12 protein-coding genes are annotated in these 16,739 nt (G+C 43.9%); 6 read left to right on the plus strand and 6 right to left on the minus strand.

Annotation, left to right across the window (positions count from 1 at the left end):
- The first annotated feature begins 162 nt into the window (after positions 1 to 162).
- Together LGZ98_RS20625 and LGZ98_RS20630 are read left to right on the plus strand one after the other, a co-directional pair.
- The gene (locus LGZ98_RS20625) at positions 163 to 639 is read left to right on the plus strand and encodes a carbohydrate binding domain-containing protein (RefSeq protein ID WP_262978510.1); all 477 of its coding nucleotides are present in this window, start codon (positions 163 to 165) and stop codon (positions 637 to 639) included.
- A gap of 306 nt (positions 640 to 945) precedes the next feature.
- Positions 946 to 1,431: a hypothetical protein gene (locus LGZ98_RS20630; RefSeq protein ID WP_262978511.1), complete on the plus strand. Its 486-nt coding sequence runs from the start codon at positions 946 to 948 to the stop codon at positions 1,429 to 1,431.
- A gap of 60 nt (positions 1,432 to 1,491) precedes the next feature.
- On the opposite strand, the gene LGZ98_RS20635 is transcribed toward LGZ98_RS20630, so the two are convergent.
- From LGZ98_RS20635 to LGZ98_RS20655, 5 genes are all read right to left on the minus strand, one after another.
- Positions 1,492 to 2,073, minus strand: coding sequence for a DUF1349 domain-containing protein (locus tag LGZ98_RS20635; protein ID WP_113044038.1), 582 nt, complete (start codon positions 2,071 to 2,073; stop codon positions 1,492 to 1,494).
- Between the two features lie 16 nt (positions 2,074 to 2,089).
- Complete coding sequence (locus LGZ98_RS20640) at positions 2,090 to 3,241, minus strand: MFS transporter (protein ID WP_113044037.1); 1,152 nt, start codon at positions 3,239 to 3,241, stop codon at positions 2,090 to 2,092.
- 185 nt (positions 3,242 to 3,426) lie between these two features.
- A complete protein-coding gene (locus LGZ98_RS20645; protein ID WP_113044036.1) occupies positions 3,427 to 4,059 on the minus strand; it encodes an HAD family hydrolase in 633 nt (210 codons plus the stop codon).
- 13 nt (positions 4,060 to 4,072) lie between these two features.
- Positions 4,073 to 5,134: a zinc-dependent alcohol dehydrogenase gene (locus LGZ98_RS20650; protein ID WP_113044035.1), complete on the minus strand. Its 1,062-nt coding sequence runs from the start codon at positions 5,132 to 5,134 to the stop codon at positions 4,073 to 4,075.
- The gene (locus LGZ98_RS20655) at positions 5,134 to 6,384 is read right to left on the minus strand and encodes a class-III pyridoxal-phosphate-dependent aminotransferase (protein ID WP_387492600.1); all 1,251 of its coding nucleotides are present in this window, start codon (positions 6,382 to 6,384) and stop codon (positions 5,134 to 5,136) included. Before LGZ98_RS20655 ends, LGZ98_RS20650 begins: the two co-directional genes overlap by 1 nt.
- 483 nt (positions 6,385 to 6,867) lie before the next feature.
- Here LGZ98_RS20655 and LGZ98_RS20660 point away from each other — a divergent pair, with 483 nt between their 5' ends.
- Positions 6,868 to 7,095 carry a hypothetical protein gene (locus LGZ98_RS20660; RefSeq protein ID WP_146748138.1) on the plus strand — a complete coding sequence of 76 codons (228 nt, stop codon included), beginning with the start codon at positions 6,868 to 6,870 and terminating at the stop codon, positions 7,093 to 7,095.
- Positions 7,096 to 7,244: 149 nt separating this feature from the next.
- Positions 7,245 to 8,438 (plus strand): multidrug effflux MFS transporter, encoded by a 1,194-nt coding sequence (locus LGZ98_RS20665; protein WP_113044033.1) that lies wholly within the window; start codon positions 7,245 to 7,247, stop codon positions 8,436 to 8,438.
- Positions 8,439 to 8,446: 8 nt separating this feature from the next.
- Here LGZ98_RS20665 and malT read toward each other — a convergent pair whose 3' ends face one another.
- The gene (gene malT / locus LGZ98_RS20670) at positions 8,447 to 11,161 is read right to left on the minus strand and encodes an HTH-type transcriptional regulator MalT (RefSeq protein WP_262978512.1); all 2,715 of its coding nucleotides are present in this window, start codon (positions 11,159 to 11,161) and stop codon (positions 8,447 to 8,449) included.
- Positions 11,162 to 11,709: 548 nt separating this feature from the next.
- On the opposite strand from malT, the gene malP reads away from it, so the two are divergent.
- Both malP and malQ read left to right on the plus strand, forming a co-directional pair.
- A complete protein-coding gene (malP, locus tag LGZ98_RS20675; protein WP_113044031.1) occupies positions 11,710 to 14,112 on the plus strand; it encodes a maltodextrin phosphorylase in 2,403 nt (800 codons plus the stop codon).
- A 9-nt stretch (positions 14,113 to 14,121) separates the two neighbouring features.
- Positions 14,122 to 16,209 (plus strand): 4-alpha-glucanotransferase, encoded by a 2,088-nt coding sequence (gene malQ / locus LGZ98_RS20680; RefSeq protein ID WP_113044030.1) that lies wholly within the window; start codon positions 14,122 to 14,124, stop codon positions 16,207 to 16,209.
- The last annotated feature ends 530 nt before the right edge of the window (positions 16,210 to 16,739 follow it).

Below are 16,739 nucleotides of genomic sequence, written 5' to 3' on the forward strand. Positions count from 1 at the left end.
TAACTCCCTATTATTTATTCCTTATTAATTTATACAAATTACAACTCACCACCAACAAAAAATACAATTGAGTATTATCCTATTATTGATAAAGTGCCCTCCCGAAAAAAAAGCGCTGAAATAAATTAAATTCATTTCTATCTATTTAAAAAGGACTCATATATGAACGTACAAGAAATCCTAAATAATGAAGATTATTCTGATATCAAGAAAAACTCTCATAAAGAACTGATTAACGGCTCATTCGAAGAGGGATATAACGGCTGGAGAATCCCAGCCCCTGAATCAGTAGAAATCTTATCTGAAAATGGCGTTCACTTTATCAGAATCCAAAGCGTTACCGGTTCCGGCGTCATTGATCAAATTATCGAAGGATTAGAGCCGAACACTAAATATAAACTAACAGGTACAGCTCGCGTATCAGCAGAATGGGCCTCATCAGCTTATTTTGGTTTACAGAGTCGCACCGATGGCCCAGAATCTTTTGCTGTAAACAGCACCGACTTTACAACGGGTTCAGTAGAATTAAGTACAGATCAAGAGGGACTTTTACGCGTTTATTTACTGAAAGATCAAGTTGGCCATCGACCAGACGGAGAAACCGCTGACTTTACCGGTTTTATTTTAGAGACAGCCTAAACATTTAACTTAGATATATTTTAACATTTTAAACACCCAGAGTTCACGGCTCTGGGTGTTTAAATATTGGTTGAGAAAATAAAATCATAAATTAATATTTTAATTGGAATATGGTTCAATTATTTTAAGATAAATTACCATCGAAACAATTTAGCCCTGTCATTTATTTTCACATTAATTATCACAAGCCTAATCTTCAATCAAAAAACATGATTGAATATTTTTTCATTATTGATAAAGTGTTTACAGGAAAAAATCATTAAGCAAAATTAAATTTAATTGCCATTCATTTAAAAGGACTCATATATGGATATGAAGAAAATGCTAAATAGCGCAGATTATTCTGATACAAAAAACGCTAATAAAGAGCTAGTTAATGGTTCATTTAATGAAGGATATCATGGCTGGAGAATCCCACACCCTGAAACTGTAGCAATCTTATCCGAGAATGGCGTTAATTTTCTTAGCATCCAAACCTATTCCAGCTCTGGCGTCATTGATCAAATTATAACAGGGTTGGAACCTAACGTTAAATATAGACTGACAGGTACAGCACGCTTATCGACTCAACTAACACCACAAAGGGCCTTGCCCGCTTATTTTGGTTTACAAAATCGCACATTTGGCCCTGAATCCTTTGCTGTAAATAGCTTCAATTTTATGACCGGTTCAGTTGAATTAAACACAGATGAAGAAGGGCTTTTACGTATTTACATGCTGAAAGACCAATTTGTAGAACTTCCAGAAGAGGCAACTGCTGACTTTACCGGTTTTATTTTAGAAAGGGTTTAAGGCATCTAACCTTGATACATAACACCCGAAGCACATTGCTCCGGGTGTTGAGCCGTTTGGCTAACTTAAATCATGCAATGGTTTTTTTATTGGTGGTGTCAATTGGAAATCAGAAAACCGCACCTGTAATCCGTGCCGTTCTGGAGAACAACACATTGCACCAACAAAGACAGGTTGTTTATCTTCAAAAAAAGGAGACAACCTCAACAATGGCCACCGTAAACCATCAGTAGAATATTGCAGTCTTAAATATCCCTCTTCACGAGTCAAACGTAACCAGAATTTACTAGAATCACCAGGAAATACGCCCATAGACCAATCAGAATGATCACGTGTTAGCACACTACCAATCGAGGCATGACCATCAGAATATTCAATTCCGCCTTTCAACCAATGTTTCTCATCGACTAATAGCATGACTCCTGCCTGATCGTATAAATGTTCAAAACAGCCTTCAATACAGAGTTGAAAGGTGAAATCATCCTCAACATAACACCCAAAAACATGACCATTATGACGTTCAAAGCCATACCATGTTCGTTGCCAAAAGTCAGTTTTATGATCTGTAGTGACATTAAGCCAGTCGCTGCCACATTGCCAATCAGATGGTTCATTAAGCCAATGATATTGTGATAAACCCATAGGAACTCCCTCTATATTATCTTCCGCTCGAATCAATCAATTTACATCCTGCAAATAAGGAAATAGAGAGTAAAGCAATACAAGCAAAAGCGCCGTGTAATGTCACAATATGCGCTAATCCACCTATGATTGCAGGTCCCAACAAAATCCCAGAATATCCCATGGTAGAAACCGCAGCAACAGCCAGTGAATCAGGCATAATTTTCTGTTGACCAGAAGCAGTAAAAAGCATTGGCGCTATATTGGATAATCCTGCGCCTATCATCAGGAAAGAGACCCCTAACATCATTGCAGTTGATGCTGAGTAAATAAGGATAAATCCAGAAGTAGCCAATAAAGCACTGCTGATAAATACCCGTCGGTGTCCATAAAAGGCAATGATTTTATCACCCATAAAGCGACCCGATGTCATAGCAATAGCAAACAGGGTATAGCCGATACCAGCCTGATGACTACTGATATTATGTACGCTGGTTAATAATATACCGCTCCAGTCCAGCATTGCGCCTTCCATGATATAGGCAACAAAACAGAGAAAGCCCAATAAAATCACGATCCCATGAGGCACAGCAAAGAATGGCGTATTACCCGCTTCGGCTTCGTTCAATAACCCACTCCATACCGGCAATAGCAGTAAAATAATCAGTAATACCGCCATTACCATCACCTGGAGAGGTGATATTCCCAGAGACAATAATGCACTCACCGATCCCGCACCGGCGATCCCGCCCAAACTAAATAACGCGTGAAAGCCAGACATAATTGGCCGCTGAGCCATTTTCTCGACCATGACGGCGTGGATATTGACCACAACATCCATTGCCCCAATACCTGCACCAAAGACAAATAAAACGCAAGCTAATGTCAACGGTGTCGGTAATACACTTAACCCTGGCAACATCACTAACACGATCAAAGCACATAAAGTGAAAATTTTCCGGCAACCGAAGCGTGCAGCCAACATGCCCGCTATTGGCATCATGATGAAAGAACCAATGCCGAATGCCAACATTAGAAGCCCCATAGCGCCATTATCAAGTTGTAGCCGTTCTTTAGCTAAAGGAATGAGAGGAGCCCAACTTGCAAGACTAAAGCCAGCAATAAAAAAAGCGGCGCGCGTCGCCATAATGGGTTGTTTTACCAAAGAGATAATATTTTGATCAGACAACTCATGTTCCTTCTATTATAAATAAAATGCCCTCCGCTATGACTAACGGAGGGTATACCCGTCATCTTTCAAGTTGCCTCTTTGTTGGCTGCACTCACTCACCCCGGTCACATAGTTACCTATGCTCCCGGGGATTCGCTCCCTTGCCGTCGCGATGCATCTTGAAATCCATAGGGTATATTAAGTTACCCAAAATTAATTTTAGAAAATTGCGGAATATCGGTCAGCGTCCCGATAATACGAGTTGCCTGTTGATATTGTTCCGCAACCGATAAAGCATGGGGCCAGGCATACACATAGGGAATACCTGCCTGCGTTGCTGCTGTAATGCCCAAATCGGTATCTTCAATCACTAATGTCTGATGAACATCCATAGACTTCAATTTCAACATAGCAAGATAGGGATCGGGATAAGGTTTCGTCCTCGCAACATCATCACCAGAGATTAAAGCAGGGTTTTCACTCAACTCCAGCAATCCAATATTCGCCAAACACACTTCCCGCGGCGCAGTAGAAACAAAGCCAAAAGGGATACGGTGCTGTTGTAAGGCCGCCATCAACCGGGAAATCCCTGGACGAAGGTAACTTTTAGATAGCTTATCTTTGTAAACCGAGACGATTTGCGCAGTGATCCCTTTCTGTTGCAGAGCTGGAACCCCGATGTAATCTAATGTTTCCTCCAAACTCAGGCCAATAAGTTGCTGTGGTTGTACATGCTGTGTGTAGTCAGGAGCCAAATCACAAAGAACATCAAAGTGCAATTGTTCACTGTCAACAACGACTCCATCGATATCAAAAATCACATTAAATCTATCCATGTGAAACATTCCATTATTTTAGATCGGAAATACGGATAAGCACTTTACAGTTCGGAGTAAACAGTGGTTTTTGGCTTTTGCTCGCAATATCACAACCAACAGTGAGAAAAGCCTGCAAGTAATCATTAAAATCAAAAACTTGGCTGACCAGACGACCAGCTGGAATAACGCCATCACGGATCATGGTATAAGCACGCTCAAAACTGTTATTCAGAGAATCGATGGAACCAATCACGGAAAGGCTCTTATCAGCAATTTTCAAGATATCAAGATTGGCATGCTTATCTTTAAGCGCCACATTCAACAATTTTCCGCCAGGTGCCAAATGGTCAAAAATGTATTCAGTTAATTGCCCGGTCGTATCCACACAGAGATCAATAGGCGCTGATTTATCGCCATATTGTTGCGTTAATGCCTCATCAAAATCAGTATATAGCTCACATTCTGGCGGCAGATTTTCTTTGGCAAATTGAACACGACTTTCGTTTTTCTCGACCATGAAAGCCTTAACGCCTCTGGCATGTAAAGCCCAAATATAGAGCATCCCCATTGGGCCTGCGCCAGCTACCGCTGCACGAATATTAGTATGAGTAATGCCCAGTTTATCAACCCCGGTCAGCGTGCAACTGAGTGGCTCAGTCAGTGATGCCTCTTCCATACTGACATGATCATCCAGTTTTATCAGTGAACTCTCTTTCGCCAGATATTGCTCAGCAAATGCCCCGTCATAGGAAACTCCCGCTTCGGTTCCCAATTTTTTCTCGCAATGATTTGGGCTGCCTGTCTGGCACATCCGACAATGCCCACAGGAATAAGTTGGATTGATGACAACACGGTCACCTACATTAAAGCGAGTGACACTCTTTCCTACTTGAGCAACAACACCCGTTGTTTCATGACCTAAAGTAGTTCCTGGAATAGCAACAGGATAAGAACCGGTGATAATCCCAATATCTGTACCACAAACGCCGCACACCGCAATATCAACAACGACATCATCAGGCTCAACACAGAGTAACGGTTCAACATCCTGAATTTGCATATCCCACACCCGATTAAATTTAAGTGCTTTCATTACGCTACCTCCTTATTGTCCAGCATATTTAACGTCATATCAGCAAAAGTCAGATCAAGCTTATACAGAATTTCGTTTAAATGTTCCTGAGTACAAATTAACGGTGGACGAACTTTAAGTGCACGACCTTTACCATAACGCGAACCCCGGATGATCAAGTGATGAGAATTCGCTATTGCAATCGCTTGTGCCGCAAACTCTGGTGATGGCGTATCAAAGCCAAACATATAACCGACGCCTCTAACACCAGTAATTTCTGGGTATTTATGCTGTAATGCTAATAAGCCATCACGTAAATAAGCTTCATTATGCTGCACATTCTCCAGAACCTGTTCGTCTTCGATGATATCGATAATTTCGTTGAGCGCCGTTAATGAAAGAGGGTTAGCGCCTGATGTACTAGAATGTTCGAATGACTCTAATACATCTAATGAACTCCGCATCAGCACACCACCGGTAGGAATACCTATGCCACCAGCGCCCTTAGCGAAAACAATAATATCGGGTTCTAATTCTTTAGCATAACCGGTTGAGGCGAAAAATGTCCCGGTACGACCAAATCCGGTCTGTACTTCATCTGCGATAATAATAATGTCATGTTTATGGCAGATATCTCTGATCTTACGGTAAAAATCGACAGGGAAAACGTTATTTCCGCCATTTCCTTGAATAGGTTCAATGATAAGACAGGCAATATTGTCATTTGAACCTAATTGAATAAATTGTTCTAAGTCAAAATATTGATTAGGTTCTGTATTCGGGTCAAATTCTGACATGACACTAGCAGGGGTTGGAATTTTTAAAGAACCATCAATGCTGACATGGAAATCTTTAATTCTAAAAGCATTACCTGAAATTTGCGCTGTGGCTAAAGACTGACCGTGATGAGCCAGAAAGAAAGAGATAACTCCTGAACGCCCTGTTGCTTTTTGCGCGATACGAATTGCACATTCAACCGCCCCAGAACCGGAAACATCACGTAACCATATTCTATCAATGCCCTCAGGGGTATGTTTAACTAATTTACCCAAAATATATTGTGACATTTCATGGGTATAAGCTGAACTTAAATGTGTACATCTGTCGATCTGCTGTTTTAATTTTTCTGTTATTCTGCGATTAGTGTACCCAAGTGGAAGGTTAAATGTCCCCGAAGCTGCATCGATATACTTTTCACCATCAATTTCCAAATAAGGCCCGTTTCCAACAAAGCGGGAAAGCATATCTTCAAACCGTTTTTCATTTTCCATCATTTTAATTACCTTGATTAACTATTCATAACCACAACAAATAAAATCAGTTTTTAATATATAAGGTAATATTTACTAAAACTTAGTTTATATCAACAAAAAGTCTGCAATAACCCAATAAACATTTAAAAAATTAAAGTATTTTGTATAAAATACATTATTATTTTGAATTATTGGTTAATAACATGCAGAACTACTGATTTATAGAGTTAATGATAAGAAATTCTGTTCAAATCCCACAAAAACTGTACCAAAATCCTCCATCTCGCAGCTTTTCCGCAGAGGATAAGAGCACTTACCTAATGCCTGGCTATTTTCTGACAGGTGATGAAATATAATAAAAGATTCTCGATCATTTCTGATTTGTCAGAAACAATGTGCGTTTTCTATACTAAGGATAGCCAAACTGCCGACTGACATTAAAATATCGAGTGAAAAATAAGCTGATGCTACAGCGCGATGTCATTTTTTTGTATTTAAGATTTGAATATTTATACCTTATGGATTTCAAGATGCATCGCGACGGCAAGGGAGCGAATCCCCGGGAGCATAGAGAACTATGTGACCGGGGTGAGTGAGTGCAGCCAACAAAGAGGCAACTTGAAAGATGACGGGTATAAAATACCCACACAAGCGGGTTGGTTTACACCGGTGAATAGCTCGTATAAAGTTCAGACTTTAAAAAAAGTAAAGGGTTCAGTCTGTGCGTGATCCTTAAACATCCCTATCGCTAGCTTGAAATGACTCGCCAGTAGGATTTCTGGTGTATCCAAGCTCTCTGGTGACGCTAAAGAATAAATTCCACTGAGCCTATTCACCAATAAAACCACCACCATTATTGAAATATTAAAAGAACACACATGCAAAATTATATTCTTCTACTACTTAGCTTGGCACTTTTTGGACCTTTGGGTATCGATGTATTCTTGCCTACGGTTCCTGCCATTGCTGAGGATTTTAAAGTTAACAATGAAGTTATTCAGTCAACGATTTCTTTGTTTTTATTAATTATGGGGCTAGGTCAGTTAATCGCTGGGCCACTGGTAGATAAATTCGGCCGTCGGCCAGTAGCCCTAACGGGTATCACCTTATATATCATCGGTTCGGTGATCGCAGCGCTTTCTACTTTTCCCGAAATTTTTATTGCAGCGAGAATTATTCAAGGATGTGCAGTCTGCTGTACCAGTGTCGTCTGCATTAGTGGTGTACGTGATCGCCTAAACGGTGATGAGGCGGCCAAAGCCTATGGATTTATTAACGGTACGCTAAATATTGTTCCTGCTCTCGCGCCATTACTTGGCGGTATTCTGGCCGAAATGTTCAACTGGCGAGCGCCATTCTGGTTTTTGACTTGCTACTCGGTTATTGCACTACTTATCATTGCCAACTGGCTACCAGAGACGCGCCCCGCTAACACTAAACCCGTTCGCGGATTACCACTAAAGCAATATTTTCAAATTCTTAGCAATGCCCAGTTTACACATTTTGCCCTAGTTAACGCTGGCATTATGGGAATAGTGGTTACCTATGTGTCATTTGCACCAACCGTGCTAATGACTGAGGGCCATATTTCACCACTAGCATTTTCATTGATTTTTGGTGGCAACGGACTCTGGACGATGATCGCCTTCCTAACCGCCAATAAAATTATCCATCGACTTGGCCGCCCTTGCTGCCTACTGTTAGGGACAATTCTAATGGCACTGGCTAGCCTATCTCTGTTTTCTGGCATGCATCTGCCAACTGTCGCCAGCCAGCACTGGCTAAGCTATATGTTGCCGGTTTCTTTCGCCTGTACAGGTATGGCATTTGTTATGGGACCTGCGACCAGTTATGCACTAGAGCCTTATTCTGACGAAGCCGGTGTCGCTTCTGCACTGATAGGATTCGTCCAGATGGCTGTCGGCTCTACCCTCTCGCTCATTGCTATGGCGTTGCCATTTTCGCTCAAACAGTCACTCGTGTTAGTCATGCTGCTCGGTACCACGCTAATCCTGTCAGCACACATACTCAGCCGTAACCTGAAAGGGCGGGTAGTTTCGCTAGAATCTTAAAATATCAATCACACACCTAACCCCATCATCTGCATCAGTTGCTGTGCTTGCTGAATCGCCTCCTGGCGATTCGCAATCCCTAGCTTCTGATACAGATTCCGTATATGCGTCTTAATAGTTGTCGTCGCTACATCCAATTCTGCGGCAATTTGATCATTACTGTAGCCTGAGTAAATTAATCCCAACACCTGCCACTCACGCTGTGTAAGCGGACTATTGCGAATAAGCTCAGGAACATCAGGATGTGTTAGCAACTGTGTGACAAAACTTTCATCAAAATGAGCGAATTTATGGCGATGCTGACGGTTGATATCCCGCAAAATGCGCTGCGCCCGATGCAACTCCAGTTCAGACAAGGTATTGAGCTGAATAAGCTGACGTAATTGTTGGGCCATCAACTCACCTTCAATGACAAAATGGCTAATAAATCCAGTACGGTTAGCCAGAGCCAATGCCTCAATGAGTGCATTCTGCGCTTCGCTTTTGCGTCCGATATGCCAGTAAAGCAAGTTATACAACAGTAAATTACGATTCAGATCGCTAATTAACTGCAATTTTCTCGCATGTTGATTCAGTGTATCCAAAATGGACTCAGCCTCATCATACAAACCAAGCAGAATCTGAGCACGAGCAATATTGCGCCACTGACCCTGATTAAAATGATTACTGACACTTTCTGGTCGCTCAGTCTGTGCCAACCACCGAATAGCGGCATTTTTGTCGTCCATATTCTGCCAAATGATGACTCGCAGTTTGTCAGTATTGGTACGCCAATCTCGATGATACTGCCCATTATTTAGCAAGTTTTCACAACGCGCCAGATAACGGCGGGCATTATCAATATCTCCTCTGGTCAAAGAGCATTTAGCCAACTGAGTTAGACACTGCAACTGCTGTTGAGGTTGGAAGTTAGACAACACTTCCAGCCCACGACGCGCTACATCTTCGGCTTCATCAAGACGAGACCAACACCACAAAAGCTGTGAACGGATACGCAACAAAAATTCATGCATTGGCAACTGCTCCAAATGCTGTTCACGGATCAATTCAAATGCCTTGTTCTGCGTTTCATAAGCCGTCTGCAAATATCCCTGAGCTAATAAAATCTCACTTTGCTGCAACAGCGCCCACAACGCATAGTGATGAACATGGAAACGACGCGCAAGCTGCTCGGTTTGTTGCATCCGCGCTAATGCATCAGCCAACTCACCTCTACAATGTAATACTTCACCTTCCACGGAAGTTGCAACAATACGACTGTATTCATTCTGAGGAAGCAGTGCCGCCAAAGCCTGTTTCGCCAACTTATCGGCCATCTCCGGCTTGCCGCTGTTCATAGCCACCTGAGCTCGTAGCGCATCGAATTCAGCCAAGAGATCCGGCTCTATAGCAATTTGTTTCTGTTGCAGTGCCTGTTCCGCTTGGTTTAACAGTGTATTGACTTCTGAATAACGATGTTGGCTTTGGGCCAGCCAAGCCTGAAGCAGCACCAGACGCGGATTTTCCAATAGCTGCTCATAAGGCAGCGCATTCATACACTCTTCCAACAGAGATAACTCACTGTGGTTAAACAGCGACCAAGCATGCTGCAACAAAATATCGCGTAGCATGGCAGTATCACCCGCCGCCAAGGCATGATGAATCGCCTCGCCCGGATACCCCTGCGCCAACCAACCTTCTGCGGCCGCCCGATGTAACTCCGGCAATTGCAACGCCATTTCCCATTGACAGCGTTGACGTAGAAATGAAGCAAAAAGCGGATGAAAGCGAAACCATTCGCCAGAGTCATCCATACGCTGGATAAACAGCCCCTGACGTTCAGTTTCTTCAAGACGCTGCTGACCATTCTCTTCACCGGTTAGACGAACAATCAAACCGTCATTCATGGAACGTAAGATAGAACTGCGCAATAAAAATTCACGCGTTGAACTATCCACCTGATTGAGTACTTCATCCACCAAATAATCGGAAAGATGGCCGGCGTTAATGCCCGACAAGCGTTTAGCCGACAGTTCAGCGGCATCACACGACTGCCGCGCTGAAAGCGCGATAAGCTGAAGCGCCGTTGCCCAACCCGCGACTTCATTGCATAAGCGCTTACAATCGTCGGCATCAAGGGATGTGGTTAACCGCTTATCAAAAAATTGCTGCGTTTCTTGATAATCAAAAGCCAGTTGCTGACTGTCAATTTCCAGCAATTGCTCACGCACACGCAGATTAGCCACCCCAAGAGAAGGCAAATTACGCGATAAGATGGTTAACGTCAGATTCTCAGGCTGGTGACGCAGGAAAAACCGCATAGCCTCATGAATAATGTTATTCACAATCAGATGGTAATCATCAATCACCAGGAAAATGGGCCGCCGCCACTCACTAAGTTCAATAAATAATTGAGCGAAAAGCGCGGGTAAATTGGCATATTGATGTTTTTGGGCCAACACTTCACTTTTAACACAGTGTCCCTGCGTAGCCTGCTGCAACGCCGCGATAAGATAGCTGGCAAAACGTTCCGGCTGATTATCGCTCTCATCCAAAGAATACCATCCCAGATTATCCTGCTCGGCAGCCCACTGAGAGACCAATGTGGTTTTGCCATAACCAGCGGGGCTAGTTATTAGCACAAGACGATAATTAGACGACTCATTCAGTCTGATTAACAGACGCTTACGCAAGATTGTATTATTCAAACGAACGGGACGACTCAGTTTTGATGGGATAAGCATTAATTTCCGTGCCCAAAGAAGCGATAAGTAAAACCTGCGCCGGAACCATGAGTGATATTAGTTATACCCGTCATCTTTCAAGTTTCCTCTTTGTTGGCTGCACTCACTCACCCTGGTCACATAGTTCGCTATGCTCCCGGGGATTCGCTCCCTTGCCGTCGCGATCCATCTTGAAATCCATTGGGTATAGATGATTTATTTCATGGTTCGTAATGACGCCATTAATCGGCCCAACCAAATTTAGTGAAATAGATTGCTTTTGCAAATATGTTTACGCCCCCCATGGTATTAAGTTGCGCACCCTATCACATTCTTGAACAGCAAATTCCATTTTTACATACAAGTTGTGGAAGCAATTAGCAAATTACCTTATCGATCCGCTGGAAGAAAATGAACGCAATTAGATGCCAAAACGATGCGAAAGAGGGTTACTGGCTACGCCCTTCTACTCCTCCCTGACTAATACCTCTCTAGGATGATGCTTTAGATCCTGAGAGCATTCAGCATAGTGCTTAAATTTTCCTTTTCAGCTACAGGATGAAGACTCCATGCAACAGTCCAGATTAGATAAAGCCCAGTTTCAGGCTGCGCTGACACGTCAATGGCAGCGCTTTGGCCTCGGTTCAGCACAGGAAATGACCCAGCATCAGTGGTGGCAAGCCGTTAGTGCGGCCCTGTCAGAGCTGTTGCCCACATGCCCTGTCATCAATCATTCCAACCAACAACGCCATGTGAACTACATCTCTATGGAGTTTCTGATTGGCCGTTTAACCGCAAACAATCTGCTTAACCTTGGTTGGTATGAAGACATTCAGGCTTACCTGGCAGAAGAAAATATCATTCTGAGTGATCTTCTGGAACAAGAAACTGACCCCGCTTTAGGTAACGGTGGATTGGGACGGCTTGCCGCCTGTTTTCTTGACTCTATGGCAACCGTCGGTCAGCCGGCAATTGGCTATGGCCTGAATTATCAATACGGCCTGTTCCGCCAATCCTTTGAACAAGGACAACAAATTGAAGAACCAGACAATTGGGGACGAGAATCTTATCCCTGGTTCCGCCACAACACTCAGTTAGATGTTGAGGTGAATTTTGGTGGCGAAGTCGTCATAACAGATGATGGACGCGAAATCTGGGCACCTGAATTTACCTTGGTTGGAGAAGCTTGGGATCTACCGGTCATTGGTTATCACAATGGTGTTACTCAACCATTACGCCTGTGGCAAGCAACCCATGCTACGCCATTTGATCTCGACAAATTCAACGCCGGGCAGTTTCTGGCAGCGGAACAGCAAGGTGTTGAAGCCGCTAAGCTCACGAAAGTTCTCTATCCGAATGATAATCATCAAGAAGGCAAACGCCTGCGTCTGATGCAACAATATTTCCAGTGTGCTTGCTCCGTCGCAGATATCTTACGTCGCCATCATCTGGCAGGCCACAAAATAGAAGATCTGCCTAAGTATGAAGTTATCCAGCTTAACGATACCCACCCAACGATTGCCATCCCTGAAATGATGCGTATTCTGCTGGATAAACACCAGATGAGTTGGGAAACCGCATGGGAGATAACCAGCCATACTTTCGCCTATACCAACCACACCCTGATGCCAGAAGGTTTGGAATGCTGGGACGAGGATCTCGTCAGCCACCTGCTGCCACGCCATTACAGCATCATTCAAGAAATTAACTCCCGGTTTAAAAAGTTGGTGGACAAAACCTGGCCCGGCGAGCAAGCCGTATGGGAAAAATTAGCTGTACATTATAACCATCAGATACGCATGGCGAATCTTTGTGTCGTCGCGGGCTTTGCCGTAAACGGGGTAGCAGCGCTGCACTCACAGCTCATCGTTAAGGATCTTTTCCCTGAATACCATCAACTATGGCCGAATAAGTTTCTCAACGTGACAAATGGCGTTACCCCACGTCGCTGGATCAAACAATGTAACCCGGCACTGTCAGGATTACTTGACCGTACACTTAATCGCGAATGGATTAACGATCTTGATGCCCTTAAAACACTTGAACCCTATGCAGATGACGCCGCTTTCCGCGAAGAATACCGAGCTATCAAACAAGGCAATAAGAGCCTGCTATCCAATTATGTCAATAAAGTGATGGGGCTTAAGCTAGATCCAAACGCCATTTTTGATGTGCAAATTAAACGCTTGCATGAATATAAACGTCAGCATCTGAACCTGTTGCATATCCTATCGCTCTATAAACAAATTCAGGAAAACCCGGAACTGGATATCGTGCCACGTGTATTCCTGTTTGGCGCAAAAGCCGCGCCCGGCTACTATTTGGCAAAAAACATTATCTCTGCCATCAATCAGGCAGCGGAGAAAATTAATAACGATCCAATCGTCCGTGATCGCATTAAGATCGCTTTTATCCCCGATTACAAAGTTTCTGTCGCGGAGCTAATGATACCGGCTGCTGATGTTTCAGAACAAATCTCCACAGCCGGCAAAGAAGCTTCCGGCACCGGCAACATGAAACTGGCGCTGAATGGCGCACTGACCATCGGAACATTAGATGGGGCGAACGTTGAAATTGCCGAACAGGTAGGAGATGACCACATCTTCATTTTCGGGCATACCGTAGAAGAAGTGAAAGCCTTAAAAGCTGCTGGCTATGACCCACTGAAATTACTCAAAGAAGATCAACACCTGGACAACATACTCAAAGCACTGGCTAGCGGCGAGTTCAGCTATAGCGACAAACGAGCATTCGATATGCTGCTACATAGTCTGATTGAAGGTGGAGACCCTTATCTGGTGCTAGCTGATTTCGCCTCCTATTGTGATGCGCATCAACGGATCGATACTTTGTACCGCGATACTCAACATTGGACGCGTAGCGCCATTCTGAACACTGCCCGGATGGGTATGTTCAGCTCTGACCGAACAATCCGTGATTATCAACAACGCATCTGGCAAGCAAACCGATAAGGAAAAATCATGGGGGAGAAGAGCCTCGATCATTTAGCTACCGAGGCTGGCATTGTCGCCAGCTACATTAATGCTTATGGCAAGCCACAAGCGATTCCAACGGAAACCCGACATCGCTTGTTAGATGCGATAAACGTAAACAAACCGGCCGACGTGCCGGTTTCACCCTTGCCGACAGTAAAAGTTTTTACTCAAGGTGAACACTTCACTATCACCTTGAAAGACGAAGAGCATTACCAATGGCAGATACGGACAGAACAAGGAGAGGAATTTCAGGGGCATTGCTGCCATAAACTGGTGCTACCTGATCCGCTTGCTCTGGGGTACCACCGCCTCACTCTGACACAAGGAAGCCAATGCTGGTCTATGCAGATTATCGTGGCACCCAAACGCTGCTATGAACCAGATGCCCTGCAAAGGAGGGAAAAACTTTGGGGGGCCTGTGTGCAACTCTATACTCTGCGTTCAGAAAACAACTGGGGAATTGGCGATTTTGGTGACCTGAAACACATGCTAAAAGAGATAGCAACACGCGGTGGTGCCTTCATCGGACTAAATCCATTGCATGCGCTGTATCCGACCATGCCAGAAAGCGCCAGCCCCTATAGCCCCTCTTCACGCAACTGGCTTAATGTGATTTACATTGATGTTAATCAGGTTGAAGATTTCAAACACAATGAAGAAGCACAGAGATGGTGGCAAACAGCGACGACTCAACGCATGTTACAGGATGCCCGTAACGCGGAATGGGTAGATTACACCACAGTTATGGCGTTGAAAATAGCAGCACTGCGTCTGGCACATCAACAATTCAGCACTCGTCCAGAACATGATTCGTCAAAAACCGCTTTCCGCCAATTTGTCATCCAAGGTGGTGAATGTCTCTACTATCAAGCCGTCTATGACGCTCTGCACTGCCAGTTATATGCTGAAAATAGTACCTATTGGGGTTGGCCGGTGTGGCCGGAAAAGTACCGCGATCCGCACGGTGAAGCGGTACAAACATTTTGCCAATCTCACCCGCAGGAAGTGGAATTTTTCCTCTGGCTACAATGGTTGGCCGATACTCAGCTTGCAGACTGCTTTACCCAAAGCCAAACAAGTGGCATGTCCATTGGAATTTACCGTGATTTGGCCGTCGGCGTAGCGGAAGGCGGCTCGGAAACCTGGTGCAACCGAGTTGTTTACTGCACCAAAGCATCAGTGGGAGCACCACCGGATGCCCTAGGGCCACTGGGTCAAAACTGGGGCTTACCACCAATGAATCCTCATGTTTTGCAAACCCAAGCTTACCAACCGTTCATTAATCTGCTGCGTACAAATATGATCCACTGCGGCGCCTTACGCATTGACCATGTTATGTCGATGCTCAGACTTTGGTGGATTCCCTACGGTGAAACAGCCGACAAAGGAGCATATGTACACTACCCAGTTGATGATCTGATGGCGATTCTGGCATTAGAAAGTCAGCGCCATCGCTGTCTGGTCATTGGTGAAGACTTGGGAATTGTACCGGAAGAGATTGTGGGCAAGCTGCGCGATAGCGGTGTCTATTCTTATAAAGTGCTCTACTTTGAGCGTCACGGCAATGGGGAATACCGCGCACCTGAGGATTACCCGATACAAGCAATGGCGACCATCACCACTCATGATTTGCCTACTTTACGTGGATTCTGGCAAAGCGCCGATTTGACCCTTGGGGAATCACTCAAGTTATATCCTGATAAAAACCTGCTTCAAGGGTTATATACCGAACGTCAAGCTAGCAAACAAGGGTTATTAGAAGGTTTACATCGCTACGGCTGTATCCCGGAACATATCGGTGACACGGCAAAAGAGGTTGGAATGTCACCGATGATAAACCAAGGGTTACATCGCTATATTGCCCACAGTGCCAGCTCACTACTGGGACTGCAACCCGAAGATTGGCTGGATATGGATAAACCTGTCAATATTCCAGGTACGGTAATGGAATACCCTAACTGGCGGCGAAAACTGAATACCACATTGGAAACCCTGTTTGGTGATGATCATGTCAATCAATTGCTGAAAGATGTAGATAGATGCCGTAAAAAAGCAGGAACAGCCAGAGGTTAAATACCGTAACGCCTATTTCTCCTGTACAGGCATTATTCTTTCCAGTTTAAAGGATGGTTTTAATCTATACCCTATGGATTTCAAGATGCATCGCGACGGCAAGGGAGCGAATCCCCGGGAGCATAGAGAACGATGTGACCGGGGTGAACGAGCGCAGCCAATAAAGAGGCAACTTGAAAGATAACGGATATATAAACCATCCTTCATATTGCTGATTTTTAACGCCTTGACTATCACCGCTGAGTTTTCATCAATGATAAATACAGGTGTTAAGAAAAGCCGCTTTTTGTCTGTCAGTATGGTTTTAAAAACTGGAAAAGAGGCCAAGCGAACCTCGGAAAAAACAAGTAAAAACTTTAATCATCAAAAGTAAAAAGCAGTGATTAAAGCTTTTTAAAAGTGGGTAAAAAATCCGATACCATACTGACATTAGAAGAGAAAACATCAGAAAAAATAGATTTTAAATTGATTAAATAAGGTGAAAAAAATAACAGCGTTAACCCAATAACAAGAATATATCCTAGCAAAAC

This window comes from Photorhabdus kayaii (genome assembly GCF_025384895.1).
GTDB lineage: Bacteria > Pseudomonadota > Gammaproteobacteria > Enterobacterales > Enterobacteriaceae > Photorhabdus > Photorhabdus kayaii.